The organism is Mycobacterium senriense (assembly GCF_019668465.1).
In the GTDB taxonomy this organism is placed as follows: Bacteria; Actinomycetota; Actinomycetes; order Mycobacteriales; family Mycobacteriaceae; genus Mycobacterium; species Mycobacterium senriense.
In genome coordinates this window covers 3,903,734-3,921,929 of the sequence record NZ_AP024828.1, presented here as the reverse complement: position 1 = coordinate 3,921,929, position 18,196 = coordinate 3,903,734, and the positions used below count along the sequence as shown (strand labels likewise).

The following is an 18,196-nucleotide window of genomic DNA, read 5'->3' as shown; positions in this document are numbered from 1 at the left end:
CTTTCGTGAGTGGGTTCAGCGGTGGTTGGTTCGGTTGGTTGCCGTTGGTGTGGGTGATGGTCGCGGTGGTTTCCCGGCGCTGGGTCCGCCGGTTCTCCTGGGTCCTTGGTGGTAGGGGCTGTGGGTCGAGATCAGTTGAGCGCTATGAGGTTTCGTTGGCCGGTGATCAGCAGGTCTGACCATGGCCATCCGCGGCTGATACGCAAGAAGCGCCGCCGCCCGCACGTGATGACGCGTGCGGCCACGCTGAGCAGGCGCAGGCGTAGTCGTTTGGGTTCCCAGCCGCGGGCGGGGTGATTGGGCCAGGCCAGCAGTTGGGTCCAGGTCAGCAGTTCGTAGGCGAGGGCAGCCAACTCGAGCCAGATCTCGTTTTTGCCGAAGGCCTGCAGCGGAAGGTTGGCCAAGCCGGTGTCTTTGAGGGTGCGGATGCGGTCCTCAGCGCGGGCCCGTAGCCGGTGACGTACTTCGAGATCAGCGAGGCGACCGCCGATGGTGTTGGTGGCGAACAAGGTGATGCGCCAGCCATCTGCATCGGTGATGCGCAGCTGGGCGCCCGGATGCGGGCGTTCCCGACGGGCGATTACTCGCATCCCGGGTGGCGAGCCAACGAAGGTCGCGGGAAGCCAGCGGGTCAGCTCGGCCACCTGGGCGCCCTCGCGGCGCCGGCCGTCGGCATCCAGTGCCCGACGCCAGGCTTGGCGCGGCAGGGCGGCCAATGCGTCGAGCACGGGTTGACGGCCATAGACGCCCACCGAGTACGACAACCCGAGGTTGTGGATGTGCCAGAGGAACTCTTTGACTCCCGAACCGGTATCCCCACGCACCAGCACCCGGCGGCGGGCCTGTTCAGGCAATTGAGCCAGCGCGGCGTCGAGCACCGCGATCTGGTCGGCGGCGTCACTGGCGTTGGCCCGGCCAGCACGCAGCATCGCCGCCAGCGGCTCCCCGGTACCGCCGGTGCCGTGATCAACGAACGCCATCATCGGGTGAAACCCGAACCCCCGTTTGAAGTTCGGGGTCGCACCCTCTTTCTCCGAGTGCGCCCCGATCAAGGTCGCATCCAGATCGATGACCACCTCGGTATCGGCAGCCACCGGGCAGTGCTGTTGCCACACCACCTCCCGGGCGGCCGCCCGTGCCTGCCGGATCGCCGCGATCGCAGCACCGGGATCCTCGCCGAGGGCGTCGATGAGCCGGCTGATCGTGGGATCAGAAGCCACCGCCCCGAACAACGCGGGCTGAGCCCGCACCAACGCGGCATCAGCCAGGCAGAGTCACCACCGAGCCCGATCGCGACGGCCAAATCCAGGACCGTCTTGCCCGGATCGTGGATCGACCGTGGAGTCCGCCACGGCTTGAGCACCCTCGACAACTCCTGCGCCAACCCGCTGACCTGCGCAGTCTGCACAAGCAGCGACCCGCCAGTCGACGAAATCAACGACTCGCGACCAGACTCCACCCGAAACCCACCACAGCGGCTACGCTTCACCTACGGAGTGCCTTCCCGCTCACAGAGAATTGACCTTAGACACGCCAATTTTCTCAAGCAGGACAGGCACTTCCGTGCATTACACGCCCGCCAGCCCTAGACCATCACGAAAGATCGAGGCTAGCCGCGACGACCTAACCCGTGACGACGGGCAGGCGCGCCCACCCACGCACGCTCGCGGTATGCGCCCGTCGGGCGTTCGCATAGTCGACTTCCCAGTCTGGCCATCGCTTCAACACTTCTTCGAAGGCCACCCGCGCCTCGAGCCGCGCCAGCGCCGAGCCCAGGCAGAAGTGCAGGCCCTGCCCGAAGCTGAGATGGCTGCCGCAGCGGTGGATGTCGTAGCGATCCGCATCCGGGAAGTGGCTTTCGTCCCGGTTGGCCGAGGCGTTCAGCAGCAGCATGAACGATCCCTCGGGCACCTTAAGGCCATAGTGCTCGGCATCGCGCGCGACGTAGCGGGCCTGCACCGGTGACGGCGGCTCATACCGCAGGGTCTCCTCGATCGCGCCGGGGATCAGCGACGGGTCCGACACCAGTTCGCGGCGTTGATCCGGGTGGTCCGACAAGAGTTGGCCCATGAAACCGATTAAGCGAGCGGTCGTTTCGTTACCGGCCCCGGCGATCATCGCGGTGTAGGCCAGCACCTCGGTCCGCGTCAGCGGACGCCGCGTACCGTTTGGCTCATCGATCTCGGCCCGCAACAGTTCGGTCATGAGGTCGTCGGAGGGATGACCGGCCCGCCACTCGATGTACTCGGCGAACAGTGCAATCGAATTCGCGAAGACATTCGCATCGACCGCGGCCGGGTCGCTGTCCTTGGACAATTCGATGTTGGCGACGCTGCGGTCCCGGATCTTTTCTTGATCGGCTTCGGGAATGCCCAACAGGTAGCCGATGGTCCGCATCGGCATCATCGCGCCCAGATCCGCGATGAAGTCGAAGCCGCTCCCGCCGACCAGCGGGTCAAGCTCCCGGACACAGAACCCGCGCACCAAATCTTCAACCGCCAGCATCCGCCGGGGCGTGAAGACGCGGGACAGCAGCTTGCGGTGCAGGTCGTGCAGCGGCGGATCCTCGAACAGCAGAATGCCCGGTGGCACTTCGATGTTCGCGAACAGAATGTCGGCCGTGGTGCCCTTGCCGGAGCGGTAGGTCTCCCAGTTCGGCAACTCGCGCACCACGTCGTCGTATCGACTCAGCGCGTAGAAATTGTACTTCTCGTTGTAGTACAGCGGCGCTTCTTCGCGCATCCGTTTCCACACCGGATATGGATTCGAGTCGATCTCGACATCGAATGGGTCGTAATACAATTCGACGGCGCTGCGGCTTGTCATTGTCGGATCCCTATCTCAGTCGTTGCGGTGCAAGAAGCCATGCAAGAGGGCTTGGACGAGTTCCTCAACGATCACCTCCCGCGGCGGTGGATTGTTCCCGAAGTAGGTCGACCGCAGCGCGGCCATGCCGGCGATCATCGACACGGTCGAGTGGGCCGGCAGATCAGGGTGATCGGACCGCAACCCGCGCAATTGCATGCCTTCAACGCTTATTTGGCCCAGCACCGTGACCGCCCGGCGGATCTCGGCGATGCCGGCGTCCGCCTTCTCCTCGTCGCTGAGACTCTCGGCGGCCATCAGGGTCAGGAGCAAACCCTGGTGTTCGACGAACACGTCGTAGAGCTTCGAGACGAACAGCCGAGTCAACTCCTGCTCGTCGGTCTCCTCGGGAACCACCGACTGCCAGGTCTGGCCGAATTCGTCGACGAAGCTCACGAAGGGCACGACGAGCGCCTCGCGGAACAGCGCGGCCTTCGAACCGAAGTTGCGGAACAGCAGATGTTCGGTGACCCCGGCAACCTGGGCGATTTCCCGTGTCGTGGTGCTGCGATAGTCCCGGCCGGCGAAGAGCTTCCGGGCGGCGTCGAGCAGAAGCCGGCGCGGCTCGCCACGGGGCCGACGCGCCACCGCCGTCGGCGTCGGCTGCTTAGTTGCTCGCTGGGGCACTGATGTCCACTCCTCCGAACGGCCTTGGGTCGGCCGCCTTGGGGATAGTATCCGCTATCCCCCATAGGATAGTATCCACTACCTTAAAGGCGAAACCATCGGAAGGTGACACCATGGGCGCTGTCATCATGCTCGGTACGCTGTTCGGGCTGATCGTCCTGATATTCGGGCTGGTACTCGGCTTCGATCCCGAAGCCCGGCGCGCGCCGAGCGACGAGGGCCGCCAGTGAACACCCAGATGACGCCGGTGATGGCCGGGGCGCAGTACTTTTCCTACGCCGCGAGCATCGCCTTCCTGATCGCGGGGATGTATCTGAGCTACCGGCGGCGCCGCATCCATCCGCTGTTGCTGCTTGGCATCTCGGCGATCTCGTTCTCCTGGATCGAGTCACCCTACGACTGGGCGATGTACGCACAGTTTCCGCCCGCGCTGCCTCGCATGCCGTCCTGGTGGCCGTTGAACGTGACGTGGGGCGGGTTGCCATTAGCGGTGCCGATCGGCTACGTCTCCTACTTCATCATTCCCGCCGTGGCCGGAGCCGCCCTCGGACGATGGCTGAGCGCAAAGTTCCAGTGGCGCAGGCCGATTACCCTGCTCGTGGTCGGCCTCGTCGTCGGTATCTGCTGGGCATTGTTTTTCAACGCCTACACCGGGGCCCAGCTCGGCAACTTCTACTACGGCTACGTGATTCCCGGCCTCGCGATCTTCGAAGGCACCAAACACCAGTACCCGCTCTACGACTCGCTCGCCATGGGCATCCAGATGATGCTCTTTACCTACCTGCTCGGCCGCACCGATGCCGAAGGACGAAACGTCATCGATATGTGGGCGGACAAGAGGTCAAAGAGCAGGGGCCAGTCGGCGGTGCTCTCCATCGTGGCCGTCATCGTCGTCGGACACCTGGTGTACGGCGCGGTCTTTGCACCGCACCTCATCACGAAGCTGGGCGGCTACGTCACCGCAGGACCGACAGAGCAGCTATATCCCGGCGTCCCCAACCAACCCAAGTAAGGCAGCGGTCACATGGGTTACCAGAGCACCGCCGAGCCGATCAAGGTCGGCTACCTGATGGACTTTCTACTGCCGGAGGGCTTTCCGCGAACGTAACTGGTCTCGCCGTGCCTGGATGGGGGCGGGCTATCTGGTGGCGCGGCGACTCGACGCCGACGGTGTCAACTCGCACCTCGTCGATCGGTTCGGCGAGGAGTAGCGGTCAACCGAGCGCCTCGGGCAGCACCACTTCGCCCACACGCTTGAGGTACGGCCACGCGATCTCCGGTGGCAGTCCGCCGCAGAGCGGCGACAGGTTGAGCACCTGGCCGGCCTTCACCCGCGAAATCGCTTCCGGCACCGAGATAATCACGTGCGACGTCCCCGTCTCTCGCAGCTCGTCGATGGTGTTGACGTGACTGAATCCCGCCGTCGTCTCGTCCCCGGGATTCCACGCGGCGTAAGTGCGCACGTCGTGCAGCAGGTGCTCGCCGATCTCTTTCCACGCCTGGTCCACGTCCTCGGCGACGAACACGACCGAGGGCGTGTTGCGGTCGGGGAACATCGTCGGCCCGGGCGTATGCCCGTGCTCGCGGCACGCCTCCTCGTACGCCTCCCGCATGCCCGGCGCGTTGGCGTTGCCCAGCATGCCCAGGCCGTACCGGCCGGCCCGACGGGCAGCGGCGACCGTTCCCCCACCCCACATCAGACCCGGGCCGCCGGGAGTCAGCGGGCGAGGCGTCACACTGATCCGACGCCCGTCCTCGACGACAGTTTCGCCGGCAAGCAGTCGCCGCAACAGTGCAAGTTTCTCGTCGCAGACGCGACCTCGCTTTTTGATCGGCAAGCCGAAGTGCTCGAACTCCTCGGGCCGGTAGCCCAGGGCCAGGATGTAGGAGGCCCGCCCATTGCTGATGATGTCGAGCACCGACATGTCCTCGGCGAGACGCACGGTTTCGTAGAACGGCAGGATCAGGATCAGGCTCAGCGCCAACCGCTGCGTCCGCGCCGCCACCGCCGAGGCCAGCAAGAACGGCGACGGCAGGTAGCCGTCCGCGGACCCGTGATGTTCGCACAGGACGGCGGCCAGACCGCCGTGTTCCTCGGCCCAGGCAGACATTTCGGGCGCCGCGGCGTACAGATCGGCTGGTGGCGCGGCCCATTCGGGATCGCGCATGTCGAAGCGCAGCGTGTACACGGCAAACTCCTAGGTGGCCTAATCTTGCTGATGCACGTTACACCTTTAGTCGAAGGCGTAAAGCGGCAGCGTGGTCGGGAGGTCCAGCGAACTCAGCAGGCCCGGGGGCGCGTTGACGACATACGGGATCGCGTTGATGACGCGCATGGCCGTGGACGCCATCGCGGCTCGCCCCGCGCCATGACCCGCCGTCGCGCCCAGCGTCATCTCGCAGTGGATGTCGGGATCTCCTTCGATGTCGACCCGATACGTGGCGTCGCGGTCCGAGGTGGGCCAATCGGGTGCGACGTCGCGCGCCATCCGGATGACGTGCTCGATCACGATGGCCTCCCGGCCATTGACCACTCCCGCCGCCCGGGTCCGCACCGCACCGCAAGTGCCGGCCTTGACGGTGCCGAAGGCCACCTCGATGTCCCGGTCCGCCGGCTCGCGGTCGAGCGAACCGCGTATTTCCTCCACCTCGACACCGAGCCCCTCCGCCATCAGGTAGATCGGTGCCTTCCAAGCCATTTCGATGAAGCCGGGCGTCTTCAGCATCGGCTTGAAGTCCAGCGGCCGGCCGAAGCCCATTCCGTCCATCATCACGTCAGCCACCGGGTAGTGGTCGTTGAGCGCAACCTCGCTGGCCGTGATCCGGCGGATGCTCTTGGACTGTGTCGTCATGAGCAACGCGAGCTGATCGGAAGCGAAGCCGGGGAAGATGCCCGATACGTAGAACGAGGCCTGGCCGGCTTTGGCCGCCCCTTTCAGCTCGTCGCGCCAGCGGGGCGCGAAGTAGGACGGCGGGTACACCAGGCTCGTCGACGACGTCGATACCACGTTGATGCCCGCCGCCAGCAGACGCACGTAGTCGGGCACGGCCGCGCCATCGCGGTCGGGACCGCTGGCCGCGTAGACCACACAATCGGGCTGCAGTGCGATCAGCGCGTCGGCATCATCGGTGGCCGTGACGCCCAGGGGCTCCCCGCCCGCCAGCTCGCCGGCGTCCTTGCCGACCTTGTCCGGTGAATGTACCCACACGCCAACAAGTTCCAGGTCCGGACGGCGGCGGATGGCATCGATCGCGTTCGAGCCGACTCCCCCGGTCGACCACACGACAACACGCATAGGCACCCTCCTCACTGGTTGTCTGCAAAGGCGGCCGCGGCACGCTCGAGATAGGGCCACGCCACGTCCGGTGCAACACCGCCGCAGAGCGGGTGCAAGGGCAGCAGTTGGCCGCCGCGCACATAGTCGACCGCCTCGCCGGGGGTGAAGATGCGGTACGGGCCGCCGCCCTTCCGAAGCTCCGCCACGCTGTCGGCGCGGGTGATGCTGGCGACCGAGTCGTCGTGCGGCCGGTACGACGCCGCCGTTTTCGCGTCGTGCAGCAAGTGCGGCCCCAGCTCATCCCAGGCCTCATCAACATTTTCGGCCACGAAAACCGCTGTCGGAGCGTGCGGTTGGGGAAACTGGATGATTCCGGGTTCGTGCCCGTGCGCACGGCACTGCTCCTCGTAGTACTCCATCAGGCCGGGCGACGCGGTCTGCGAGATGAACCCCAGTCCATGACGGCCCGCCCGCCGCGCCGCGGCCTTGCTACCGCCGGCGATCAGCATCATCGGCCCGCTGGGTGATCCGCACGGTGGGGTGACGCGGACCGTACGCCCCCGATATTCGACGGGGTCACCTCGCACCAGCGGCCCAAGGACGTCCAGCATCTCGTCGGCCGCGCGACCGCGCGTGCTCATGTCGATGCCGAAGTGCTCGTACTCCTCATGCCGATGTCCCACGCCGAATGCGTAGGACACCCGTCCGCGACTGATCAGGTCCAGCACGCTGATCTCCTCGGCGAGCCGGACGGGATCCCACAACGGAATCGGCACCGCGGCCAGCAGGATCGCCAACGTGCGTGTCCTGGCCGCTATCGCCGACGCCAAGATGAGCGGCACCGGCAGATGACCGTCGTCGGCGCCGTGGTGCTCGGAGAGCACCGCCAGCACGGCGCCGCGCGTTTCGGCCCACGCGCACATGTCGATGGAAGCGGCGTACAGATCGGTCGCCGGTGCGCCCCCGTCCGGGGCGCGCATGTCGAACCTGAGCGTGAACATCAGCGCCAGCCGCCCCGAATCGTTGCTCGGAGCCGGGCGAAACGCTGGTCCGCTTGCACAGCTGCACCCTAACCTAAAATTTGTTCGTTAAGATAGTGTCCGCTTTCTTAAAGCCTTGACCGCGCGCATTCGCGGCGGTAGTTTCCAACTCGAACGTCGGGGCAGTCACGGTCGCCGCTGTTGACGTAAGGGCAACGGCCATAACGGATTTCGTTGTGTTGCGCGCCGCGCACGCAGTTGAGGAGGAACACGATGACGGCTCATCGCGTGGTGGTGTGGGCGACAGGCGGCATCGGCTCGATCGCCATCCGCGCGATCCAGCGGCGCCCGAATCTGGACCTGGTCGGCGTGTGGGTGCATTCGGACGACAAGGTCGGCAAGGACGCGGGCGAGCTGGCCGGCGGTGGGCCGGTTGGCCTGAACGCCACCAACGACGCCGACGCGCTGATCGCGCTCAAGCCCGACTGCGTCATCTATGCGGCCAGCGGTCCGGAGCGGGACGCGCTGGCCATCCCGGACTACGTCAAGCTGCTCGAAGCCGGGATCAACGTCGTGACGACCAGCACCACCCGATTGGTCAACCCGCATGCCTACGAGCCCGCGGAGTGGCGCGACCAATTGGTCGCCGCGGCCAAGCAGGGCCAGGTGTCGCTATACGCCTCTGGCATCGAGCCGGGCTTCGCCGCCGATTATCTGCCGCTGGTGCTGTCCACCCAGTCGTCGTCCATCGACAAGATTCACTCCTTCGAGATCGGTCTGTACGACGACTACGGAGTTCCCGACATCATGAGCGACGCGCTGGGCTTCGGCCGTCCGCTCGACTACCAGCCCTGGATCAGCTTCCCCGGCGCCATCGCGGGCGAATGGCAGGGGCAAATCCGGTTGATCGCCGACGCGTTGGGGGTCCAAGTTCAGGCCGTGCGCGAGGGTTTCGACCGCGCCGTCACCAACCGGACGCTGGAGGTCGCGATGGGCACCGTCGAGGCCGGAACCTGCGGTGCGCTGCGAATGCGGGCGATCGGCGTGGTCGACGGCCGGGAGGCCATCGTCATCGAGCACGTCACGCGGCTCGCGCACGACGTCGCCCCCGACTGGCCCACCGGGATCGGCGATCTGTCCTATCGCGTCATGATCTCCGGCGATCCGGACATCGACTGCACGCTGGCTGCGACGCTGAAGGATCCCGCGAAGGCCGGCATCGGCGGGATGACCTCCGGGGCGGGCGCGATGGTCGCCACCGCGATGCGTGTCGTCAACGCCGTGCCGTATGTCGTTGCCGCCCAGCCGGGATTGCTGAGTTCGGTGGACCTTCCGCTGACCATCCCGCAAAATGCGTTTGTCGGGGGGTAGGCCGCGCCCGTTACTCTGCGGGCGTGACGGTTAATCCGCTCGAGGAATTGACGCTGCGGCAATTGCGGGTTCGCACCAGCATGAAATGGGGGGCGCACCCCGCCGACGTCCTGCCGATGTGGGTCGCCGAGATGGATGTCAACCTGGCACCGACGGTGGCCGACGCGCTGCGGAGGGCCATCGACAACGGCGACACCGGATATCCGTGCGGAACCGCGCTGGCGGAAGCGGTCAGCCAATTCGCCGCGCGGCGCTGGCAGTGGCACGACCTGGACGTGGGCCGCACCGCGCTGGTTCCCGACGTCATGCTCGGGATCGTCGAGGTGTTGCGCCTGCTCACCGATCGCGGTGACGCCGTCGTCGTCAACCCGCCGGTCTATGCGCCGTTCTACGCATTCGTCACGCACGACGGACGCCGCGTCATCGAGGCCCCCCTCACCGACGGGCGAATTGACTTGAACACCTTGGAAAATGCCTTCGCCCGGGCTCGCGCAGCCGCCGGGAGGGACGCGAAGGTCGCCTATCTGCTGTGCAATCCGCACAACCCGACCGGATCGGTGCACACCACCGACGAACTCCGCGCGGTCGCCGAGCTCGCCCGGCGGTTCGGCGTGCGGGTGGTGTCCGATGAGATTCACGCCCCCGTCATTCTGGCGGGATCGCGGTTCACTCCCTTCCTCACCGTCCCGGGCGCCGAGAACGCCTTCGCCCTCATCTCCGCGTCGAAGGCCTGGAATCTGTCCGGGTTGAAAGCCGCGGTGGCCATCGCCGGACCCGAGTCGGCCGCCGACCTGAACCGGATGCCGGAGGAGGTCAGTCACGGAGCCAGCCACCTCGGCGTCATCGCCCACGCCGAGGCATTTCGGAGCGGCAGCGACTGGCTCGACGCGACCTTGCGGGGGCTGGACGAGAACCGGACACTGCTGGGCGAGTTGATCGCCGAGCACCTTCCCGGTGTGAAATACCAATGGCCGCAAGGCACTTACCTGGCCTGGCTGGATTGCCGGGAGCTCGGCTTCGACGAAGAAGTCGCCGATGGCCTTGCGGTGGTTGCCGATCTGTCCGGGCCGGCCCGCTGGTTCCTCGATCACGCGCGGGTGGCGCTCAGCTCCGGCCACGTGTTCGGCACCGGCGGAACCGGGCACGTGCGATTGAATTTCGCCACCTCGCGGGCCATTCTCACCGAGGCGGTCTCGCGGATGGGACGGGCCCTGGCCGAAGCTTGATCGTGCAGCGACGCCGGGCCGCAGGGGTTTTCGGCTACGCGGAGACTTCCTCGGCGCCCCGGCCCAGGTTGCGGAACCCCTGTGCGGGCTCCTTCATGCCGAGCGTGAAGGGCAGGGCGTCGATTTCGAACCTCGTCGTCGCGCCAAGCCGGCGGAGAAAGCTGCGGCGCGGCGACGCGACGGGAACCTGCACCGCCGCAAGGTCGATGTAGTGCGTCGACGTTTCTCCGATGCCGTCGAAGACGTGCACCAACGGCATGCAAAGCTGGCGCATAGGCTCGTCGAGGCATGCCGCGACGGGATCGGTCATCAGCACGTATTCGGCTACCGGCACCAAGTTTTTCAGCATGCGGTGCACCAGAATGACATCGAAACCGGCCAGCTCGACGTGGCGTTTCACCTTCTGATCCGCCACCTCGCCCACGTGCACGACGAACTTGAGCGACAGTTTCTCCAGCTGTTCGCAACTCGCGCATTGGCAGGCGATGTCGTTTTTCATCCGCTCGCGCCGCTCCAGGAACGACGCACGCATCCTTGACAGGCGGTCGCACACCACCTCTTTGGCGTGGCTGTCCGGTGCGCAGAAGAACGCGGCGTCACCCTCGAGTTTGGCCAGCTTCAAACCCTTGCCCGCGTTGATGACCGACTCCAACAGGCCCGCAACCGTCAGCTGGGCATGCGCAAGGTGCGTCCGGTTCCACTGCATGTAATGCGTGTACCCGCCGATGTCGGCGATGAGCAGAACCGCGCGCCGAATTGCCATGAGTAAACCAGTTTAATAGTCCTTGGGGCCCAGCTCAATGAATCTCCCACTAGACGAATTCGCGCGGGCGCGAGAGGCTAACAGGGGTGCCGGTTCACCGGAGGAGCTGATATGCATGTGCTGCGAACCCCGGACTCCCGATTCGAAAACCTGGAGGACTACCCGTTCGTTGGGCACTACCTTGACGTAACCGCGAGCGACACCCGGCCGCTTCGCATGCACTACCTCGACGAGGGCACGATCGAAGGGCCGCCGATCGTTTTGCTGCACGGTGAGCCCACGTGGAGCTACCTGTACCGCACGATGATCCCGCCCCTGACCGATGCCGGAAACCGCGTGCTCGCGCCCGATCTGATCGGTTTCGGCCGATCGGACAAGCCCAGCCGGGTCGAGGATTACTCCTACCAGCGCCACGTGGAGTGGATGGTCTCGTGGTTCGAGCATCTCAACCTCAGGGATGTCACGCTGTTCGTGCAGGACTGGGGATCGCTGATCGGGCTGCGCATCGCCGCCGAGCAGTCCGACCGCGTCGCGCGGCTGGTGGTGGCCAACGGTTTCCTCCCGACGGCGCAACGGCGCACCCCGCCGGCTTTCTACGCCTGGCGCACCTTCGCGCGCTACTCCCCCGTCCTGCCCGCGGGCCGCATCGTCAGCGCCGGGACCGTTCGCCGGGTGCCGTCGAAAGTCCGGGCCGGCTACGACGCGCCGTTCCCCGACAAGACCTATCAGGCCGGGGCCCGCGCGTTTCCTCAGCTGGTGCCCACCTCACCCACCGACCCGGCGATTCCGGCCAACAGGAAAGCCTGGGACGCCCTCGGCCGCTGGGAAAAGCCGTTTCTCGCCATCTTCGGAGCACGCGACCCCATCCTCGGGCGGGCGGACAGCGCCCTGATCAAGCACATCCCCGGCGCCGCGGGCCAGCCACACGCCCGCATCAACGCCAGCCATTTCATTCAAGAGGACCGCGGACCCGAACTGGCCGAACGCATCCACTCGTGGCAGCAGGCCTGGCTCTGAGCGCCCGTCAACGGGTGTTGACCAGCCGTACGACCCCACGCATGACCCTCCGGCTGGCGCCGCGGCGCAACTTGTCGAGCGGCGAGCCGGGCTTGGGCGGCGCGACTGCGCCGAGCCGCGGGAACAGCGCGAGCGCGTTGTCGCGCTCGATCGCCGCGCGGGCGTCCGGGCGCAGCCCCGGGTAGGTCTCCAGGCCGGCGGCGAAGAGCTTCCCGGCCGCCACGGGCGCGAAGGGCCAGTCCGAGCCGAAGGTCACGTGGCCGGGCTTGGCGAACGCCAGCAGGCTCGGCAGCGCGGCGGCGCTCGAGGACAGCGCGGTGTCGAAGTAAAAGCCGGCGAAGTCACCCAGGCTGTCGCTCGGGCTGCGTCCGGTGTCGCCAATGATGCTGACCGCCATCCGGTGCGAGGCATAGGGGACGAACCCGCCCGCATGGCTGAGGATGAACTTGATGTTGGGGTATCGACGGCAAATACCATTGCGCACAAGCAAATACGCGGCGCGGGTGGTGTCGAGCAGGAAGTCGACGGCAAACGGCGCGACGCCGTCGATTACCGGTCCGGGCAGCTCGCCGGGATGGATGAATGCCACCGCCGCGCGCGCGTCCAGCGCGGCGAACAGGTCGTCCTGGCCGTCTTGCCCGAGGTAGGTCCCCGCGCTGTTGGCGAGCAGCACCACCCCGTCGGCGTGCAATTCGTCGAGCGACCTGGCGGCCTCGCCGACGGACTCGCGCAGGTGCGGCATGGGGAGGGTCGCGAAGAATCCGAATCGGTTGGGTTGGTCAGCGACGAGCCCGGCGAGGTAGTCGTTGAGGTCGCGGGCCAGCGAGGCCGCGTCAGCCGCGCTCGGCAGGAACGTGGTGCCCGGCGTCGACACCGAAAGGATCGCGGCGGCGACGTTCAGTTCCGCCATGGTCTGCAACGACCCTTGCGGGCTCCAATTCGGCAGCGCCCGGCCGCCCGCTTCGTCAATCCTCGCTTTTCGCAGCATGTCTCGATAGAAAGACGGGATGGCGTGGTGATGCGTGTCGATCCGCGACATCGTTGGCTGCTCCTCGGGAGAAGGTCGACCGTCCGATTCCCGCGTCGGCGCCTGCGGCGCGACGCCTTCATCATGTAACAGCACGGTAGCGCCGTTGTGCGCCGGGTGGGCGGCGGGACCTCGACAGATATGCCACGATCAGCGGGTGGATGGTGCATTGATGGGCCTGATGGGAATTGTCGTGGGCGCCTCGGCGGCGGGAACGGCGGCCGAGGCGAGGTCGGTCTCCGACGCGGTGCTGCCCAGGGTGATGGGGCATGCAGACCACAAGCACCAGCTGAGCATGCAATTGCACGCGCAGCGCTGCGAAGCGATTCACCGGTGGCGAACGGGCCTGGCGGGCGCGCGAGATGCATACCGGCAGTGGGCAAGTGGGCCTCGTGATGGAGATCCACCCAATATCGTCGGCGACGAGTGGTTCGAGGCCATGCGCCCGCAGCTGCCTGCCACCGGCGAAGCGGCGAAGTACCGCACGGCCCACGAGATCAGTTGCGACAATCCGACCCTGACGTTGCTCTCACTCGAGATCGGGCGAATCGAACGGGAATGGACCGACGAGGCAAAAGGCAACCGCCGACGCCGATAGGCCAAGACGGCTGCCCATCCCGAAAAGAATTGGCAATCCTACAGTTTGACCAGCGAGGTCAGCGCGTAACGGCGAGTACGGCTTCCGCCAGTTCGGGCCGGCAGACCACGAGATCGGGCAGCTTCGGGTCGGGTTGGTTGTACGCCAGCGCGGAGCCGTCAATGCGAGAGGTGTGCAGCCCCGCGGCCCGTGCCACCGCCACCGGCGCGGCGGAGTCCCATTCGAACTGGCCGCCGGCGTGCACGTACACATCGGATAACCCTTGAACGATCGAGGCGACCTTGGCTCCGGCCGACCCCATTTCCACCAGGACTCCGTCCAGCGCATCCCGCACGTTCAACGCGACGGCCGGTGGACGGGTGCGCGACACCACGATGCGCGGCTTGCCCGGCGCGGCAGGAGGCGAATCCAAGTCGGGAGTCGCCAGCGTAATGCCCTGGGCGGGTAACGCCACGGCACCGGCAACCAGCTCGCCGGACTGCCAGAGTGCGACGTGCACCGCCCAATCGTCGCGTCCCAGCTCGGAGAATTCCCGCGTACCGTCCAGCGGATCGACGATCCAGACGCGGTCAGAGCGCAACCGCACCGGGTCGTCGGCGCCCTCTTCGGACAGCACCGCATCACCGGGCCGCTCGGCGGCAAGCGCCTCCATCAAGAAGTCATGGGATCGCTTGTCCCCCGCCGCTTTCCGGTCGCCCGGTTCCGCGTCAGCGAACTCTTCTCGCACCCCGAGCAATAGCCGACCAGCCTCGGTGGCCAACCGCGCGGCCAGATCATGGTCATTCATCGGCAGCTTCACGGAATCCTCAATATGTTGGTAGCGATGACCAACTTTACCCTGACATGCCGGTCGGCGGGCACCGCCCCGGAGGAAACGTTTCACCCGTAATCTGGTCACCGTGAGCGGCAACGCCAACGTCCCATTATTGAGGCGGCTGCGCCACACCTCGCGGGGGCGATTGATCGGGGCCGGCATTGTCGTGGCGGTGGTGCTGGTCGGGGTCCTCACCGTGGTGGGCGTGCAGCTGACCCGCAGCCAGCAGAGCGCGACGGCACCCAGCACCCAGCCGGCGCCGTCAGCGCCGGAGAGCTTCGCGATCCCGGGCTGCTACAACCCGTCCGTCCCGCCGGTTGCCCGGCCGAAGCGCCTCAACGTGTTGGGCTGCGCCAGTGTGGCCGTTGCGCTGCAGGACATGTCGTGGAGTTCCTGGGGGCCGCAAGGTGCCGACGGGACCGGCACGGCGGTATTCAAGCTCTGTGATCCGAATTGCGCGGCGGGATCTCAGCTGACCGAACCGGTAATCGTGCACGCATGGAATCCACAGCAGCCGCGGCGCGAGGCCATCTGCCAGGTCGGCCTGGAGATTTTCGCCGACATGATCCTGGCCTTCCCCAAAGGCACTCCACCACCGAACGTGCAGAAGATGAACACTCAGTACAACGGAGTGCCGGCCGTGCACTTTGCCAACTACTCGAGCGGCGACACGCGCGGCACGCAATTCATCGGCTACACGTTCTGCAACTAGCCGGTGCGAACTACGTTGCGGTGGCTGACACTTGATGGCGGCGACCGGCCGCTGACCTCGCGATCGCCGCTAGACCTCGATGACGACAGCGCCGCCCTGGCCGCCGCCGGCGCACATCGCGGCGACGCCGATGCCGCCGCCGCGGCGGGCGAGCTCGTAGACCAGCGTGGTCACCATGCGCGCGCCCGAGGCCGCGATCGGGTGACCGAGGCTGCAGCCGCTACCGGAGAAGTTGACCTTCTCCTCGTCGATGCCGTATTCGCGGCACGCCGCGATCGGGACGGACGCGAATGCCTCGTTGATCTCCCACAGCGCCACGTCGCCGGGCGACAGACCGGCCCGCTGCAGCACCTTCCCGATGACCTTGACGGCACCGAGGCCACAATCGCGGGCCGGTACGCCCGCGGCGGCCCAGGCCTTGACGGTGCCCATGACGTTGAGCTTGTTGGCTGCGGCGTAATCGCGATCGACCAGGGCCACGCCTGCGGCTGCGTCGTTGGTGCCGCTGCTGTTACCCGCCGTGATCGAGAAGCCCTCGATCTCGGGGTGCAGAACCTTGAGGCCGGCGAGCTTCTCGACGGTGGTGTCGCGGCGCGGATGCTCGTCCACGGCGAACTCGGTGACCGAGCCGTCGAACTGGGTGATCTTCAGCGGCAGGATCTCGTCGGCGAATTTGCCCGCGTCCTGGGCCGCAACGGCGCGCTGGTGCGAGCGTGCCGCCCAGGCGTCCATCTCCTCACGGGTGATGCCGACCGCCTGCGCGGTGTTCCAGCCCACCGTGATGGACATGTCCTTGGCGGGCGCGTCCGGCGTCTCCACGTGCGTGGGCGGCATCCAGCGCTCCTCGAACTTCAGCTCGGGGCCGGGGATGCGCCAGTTGGTCAGTGGCGTCATCGACAGCGACTGCACACCGCCGGCGATGAGCACGCGCTCCATGCCCGAACCGATCTGCGCCGCGGCGTTGCCGATGGCCGTGAGGCTGCCCGCGCAGTGCCGGTTGACCGACTGCCCCGGAACGTGCTCCAGGCCCGTCGCGGTCGCCGCGTAACGCGCGAGATCCCCACCGCCGTAATGTGATTCGGCGAAGATGATGTCATCGATGTCGGCGGGGTCGACGCCCGACCTGCGGACCACCTCGGGCAGCACGGCGGTGATCAGGGTCTCGGGCGGCGTGTTGACCAGCGTGCCCTTGAACGAACGGCCGATCGCGGTCCGGGCGGCTCCGACGATGACGGGTGTTCCCATGTTCTCAACCTCGTTGTTGTGGGCGGTCAGACGCCGCGAATCGTATCAAATACTGTATAGGCAATAGTAACGGTCTAAATTCAGAAAGCCGGCTCCTGTGACGGCGCTTACAGTTAAGCGGTTCGGGTAAATACGGAGGCCAAGCCGTTGAAGACCAAAGGTGCGCTGGTCTGGGAACTGGATGAGCCATACTCGCCGACCGCGCGTAAGCAGTGGCCCCGATGGGCACAATGACTTCATGACCATCAGACCCGTTGCCGTCCGTGACACGACGCAGCCGCTCGCCTACCGTGTCGCGGCGATGCTGCTCGGCATCGGCACCCTGCACTTCGTTGCGCCCAAACCGTTCGACTCCATCATCCCGGCCGAGCTGCCGGGGAGCCCTCGGCTGTACACCTACGGGTCGGGCGTCGCCGAGCTGGCGATCGGGGCACTGCTGGTGCCGCGGCGCACCCGGCGGGCCGCCGCCCTCGCCGCGGTCGCGCTGTTCGTCGGCGTCTTTCCGGGCAACGTCAACATGTGCCGGTTGTGGTGGGACAAGCCGTGGCCGATGCGGATCGTCGCCCTGGCCCGGCTGCCGCTGCAGGTTCCCATGATCACCACCGCGCTCAAGATTCGGCGCAACAGCTGACGTTCCGCGTAGTTCGGGGCGCCCTTGCGCGCAAAGCTGTTGCGTCACACACGGAATGTCCCACCAAGTGCCTAGGAGACCGGCGTGAGTAGAACAGCCATCACCGTCGTTCTCGCCTTGGCGGCCGCTCTGATGGTCGGCGCCGGCGACGTCGTCCAGCAGCGATCCGCCCAACAGGTCACCGATGAGCCAGTCGGCACCTTCACCCTGTTCCGCCGGCTGCTGCGCGACCGGCAATGGTGGACGGGCAGCCTGGTGGCCGGCGCCGGGTTCGGGTTCCAGGCCGCGGCGCTGGGCCTGGGCTCGGTGGTACTGGTGCAGGCGCTGCTGGTGACGTCGCTGCTGTTCGCATTACTCATCAGCGCCAGGACAAACCACCGTAAAATTACACGGCCACAAGGCATTTGGGCTACGTTGCTTGCCGTCGCGGTCGCGGTGGTGGTGACGGTCGGTGATCCCCAGCAGGGAGCCCCGCGCGGGTCGGTGCAAACGTGGACCATCGTGGCGTTGGTCATGGGCCCAGCGCTGATCCTGTGCGTGATCGGCGCGCGGATGTTCCCCGGTTCGGTCGGCGCACTGCTGCTGGGACTGATGTCCGGCTCGCTGTGGGGACTGTTTTCGGTGTTGACCAAGGGTGTGGTGGACCAGCTCGACCGCGGCATCCCGGCGCTGTTGCGCGCACCCGAGTTGTATGTGTGGGTGGTGCTGGCGATCGCGGCCACCGCCTGGGAGCAGTCGGCGTTTCGGGCCGGCCCGCTCACCGCGTCGCTGCCGGCGGTCACCGTCGCCGAGCCCATCGTCGGCTCGCTGCTCGGTATCACTGTGCTGGGTGAGACGCTGCAGACCAACCACCTCGGCTGGGTGACCTTGGGCTTGTCGGTGGGTCTGATGGCGGCGGCGACGGTGGCGCTGGCCCACAGCCAGGCCAGCTATGCCCCATCGTCTGACCAAAAACCCTCTCCCGCAACGGGGAAGGCCTGAGGTCAATTCAGCCGCGAGCCGACGCGGTGCGCGGTGCCGTCGGGATCGGCGTCGCACATCT

17 protein-coding genes and 1 pseudogene are annotated in these 18,196 nt (G+C 66.6%); 8 read left to right on the top strand and 10 right to left on the bottom strand.

Annotated elements, in window-relative coordinates:
• Positions 1 to 131: 131 nt before the first annotated feature.
• The 3 genes and pseudogenes from MTY59_RS18550 to MTY59_RS18540 all read right to left on the bottom strand — a co-directional run bounded on the left by MTY59_RS18550 (position 132) and on the right by MTY59_RS18540 (position 3,492).
• A pseudogene (locus MTY59_RS18550) lies at positions 132 to 1,489 on the bottom strand (IS1380 family transposase).
• 134 nt (positions 1,490 to 1,623) lie between these two features.
• On the bottom strand, positions 1,624 to 2,826 hold the full coding sequence (locus MTY59_RS18545) for a cytochrome P450 (protein WP_221042440.1): 1,203 nt from the start codon (positions 2,824 to 2,826) through the stop codon (positions 1,624 to 1,626).
• A 15-nt stretch (positions 2,827 to 2,841) separates the two neighbouring features.
• On the bottom strand, positions 2,842 to 3,492 hold the full coding sequence (locus MTY59_RS18540; RefSeq protein ID WP_221042439.1) for a TetR/AcrR family transcriptional regulator: 651 nt from the start codon (positions 3,490 to 3,492) through the stop codon (positions 2,842 to 2,844).
• 226 nt (positions 3,493 to 3,718) lie between these two features.
• Here MTY59_RS18540 and MTY59_RS18535 point away from each other — a divergent pair, with 226 nt between their 5' ends.
• On the top strand, positions 3,719 to 4,504 hold the full coding sequence (locus MTY59_RS18535; protein ID WP_221042438.1) for a spirocyclase AveC family protein: 786 nt from the start codon (positions 3,719 to 3,721) through the stop codon (positions 4,502 to 4,504).
• 202 nt (positions 4,505 to 4,706) lie between these two features.
• Here MTY59_RS18535 and MTY59_RS18530 read toward each other — a convergent pair whose 3' ends face one another.
• From MTY59_RS18530 to MTY59_RS18520, 3 genes are read right to left on the bottom strand one after another with little or no spacing between them, the layout of a single operon-like run.
• Entirely contained in the window at positions 4,707 to 5,681 is a 975-nt protein-coding gene (locus tag MTY59_RS18530; RefSeq protein ID WP_221042437.1) for an LLM class flavin-dependent oxidoreductase, read from the bottom strand.
• Between the two features lie 45 nt (positions 5,682 to 5,726).
• On the bottom strand, positions 5,727 to 6,788 hold the full coding sequence (locus tag MTY59_RS18525) for an NAD(P)H-dependent amine dehydrogenase family protein (RefSeq protein ID WP_221042436.1): 1,062 nt from the start codon (positions 6,786 to 6,788) through the stop codon (positions 5,727 to 5,729).
• Between the two features lie 11 nt (positions 6,789 to 6,799).
• Positions 6,800 to 7,771 carry an LLM class flavin-dependent oxidoreductase gene (locus tag MTY59_RS18520; RefSeq protein WP_221042435.1) on the bottom strand — a complete coding sequence of 324 codons (972 nt, stop codon included), beginning with the start codon at positions 7,769 to 7,771 and terminating at the stop codon, positions 6,800 to 6,802.
• Positions 7,772 to 8,023: 252 nt separating this feature from the next.
• On the opposite strand from MTY59_RS18520, the gene MTY59_RS18515 reads away from it, so the two are divergent.
• Positions 8,024 to 9,121, top strand: coding sequence for an NAD(P)H-dependent amine dehydrogenase family protein (locus MTY59_RS18515; protein ID WP_221042434.1), 1,098 nt, complete (start codon positions 8,024 to 8,026; stop codon positions 9,119 to 9,121).
• A gap of 23 nt (positions 9,122 to 9,144) precedes the next feature.
• Positions 9,145 to 10,347 (top strand): MalY/PatB family protein, encoded by a 1,203-nt coding sequence (locus tag MTY59_RS18510; RefSeq protein ID WP_221042433.1) that lies wholly within the window; start codon positions 9,145 to 9,147, stop codon positions 10,345 to 10,347.
• A 34-nt stretch (positions 10,348 to 10,381) separates the two neighbouring features.
• Here the strand turns inward: MTY59_RS18510 and MTY59_RS18505 are convergent, their stop codons facing one another.
• Positions 10,382 to 11,110 carry a DUF2652 domain-containing protein gene (locus tag MTY59_RS18505; RefSeq protein WP_221042432.1) on the bottom strand — a complete coding sequence of 243 codons (729 nt, stop codon included), beginning with the start codon at positions 11,108 to 11,110 and terminating at the stop codon, positions 10,382 to 10,384.
• Between the two features lie 111 nt (positions 11,111 to 11,221).
• Between MTY59_RS18505 and MTY59_RS18500 the strand changes: the two genes are divergently transcribed.
• Positions 11,222 to 12,127 (top strand): haloalkane dehalogenase, encoded by a 906-nt coding sequence (locus MTY59_RS18500; protein WP_221042431.1) that lies wholly within the window; start codon positions 11,222 to 11,224, stop codon positions 12,125 to 12,127.
• Between the two features lie 7 nt (positions 12,128 to 12,134).
• Here MTY59_RS18500 and MTY59_RS18495 read toward each other — a convergent pair whose 3' ends face one another.
• Entirely contained in the window at positions 12,135 to 13,166 is a 1,032-nt protein-coding gene (locus tag MTY59_RS18495; RefSeq protein ID WP_221042430.1) for an amidohydrolase family protein, read from the bottom strand.
• A gap of 145 nt (positions 13,167 to 13,311) precedes the next feature.
• On the opposite strand from MTY59_RS18495, the gene MTY59_RS18490 reads away from it, so the two are divergent.
• Entirely contained in the window at positions 13,312 to 13,752 is a 441-nt protein-coding gene (locus MTY59_RS18490) for a hypothetical protein (RefSeq protein WP_250160598.1), read from the top strand.
• Between the two features lie 58 nt (positions 13,753 to 13,810).
• Here the strand turns inward: MTY59_RS18490 and MTY59_RS18485 are convergent, their stop codons facing one another.
• Positions 13,811 to 14,539, bottom strand: coding sequence for a 3'(2'),5'-bisphosphate nucleotidase CysQ (locus tag MTY59_RS18485; protein ID WP_221042429.1), 729 nt, complete (start codon positions 14,537 to 14,539; stop codon positions 13,811 to 13,813).
• Positions 14,540 to 14,711: 172 nt separating this feature from the next.
• On the opposite strand from MTY59_RS18485, the gene MTY59_RS18480 reads away from it, so the two are divergent.
• Entirely contained in the window at positions 14,712 to 15,278 is a 567-nt protein-coding gene (locus MTY59_RS18480) for a hypothetical protein (protein WP_221046517.1), read from the top strand.
• Between the two features lie 69 nt (positions 15,279 to 15,347).
• On the opposite strand, the gene MTY59_RS18475 is transcribed toward MTY59_RS18480, so the two are convergent.
• Positions 15,348 to 16,523: a thiolase family protein gene (locus MTY59_RS18475; RefSeq protein ID WP_221042428.1), complete on the bottom strand. Its 1,176-nt coding sequence runs from the start codon at positions 16,521 to 16,523 to the stop codon at positions 15,348 to 15,350.
• A 238-nt stretch (positions 16,524 to 16,761) separates the two neighbouring features.
• On the opposite strand from MTY59_RS18475, the gene MTY59_RS18470 reads away from it, so the two are divergent.
• Together MTY59_RS18470 and MTY59_RS18465 are read left to right on the top strand one after the other, a co-directional pair.
• Positions 16,762 to 17,154, top strand: a complete 393-nt coding sequence (locus MTY59_RS18470) for a DoxX family protein (RefSeq protein ID WP_221042427.1) — start codon at positions 16,762 to 16,764, stop codon at positions 17,152 to 17,154.
• Between the two features lie 84 nt (positions 17,155 to 17,238).
• Positions 17,239 to 18,135: a DMT family transporter gene (locus MTY59_RS18465; RefSeq protein ID WP_221042426.1), complete on the top strand. Its 897-nt coding sequence runs from the start codon at positions 17,239 to 17,241 to the stop codon at positions 18,133 to 18,135.
• Positions 18,136 to 18,196 lie beyond the last annotated feature (61 nt).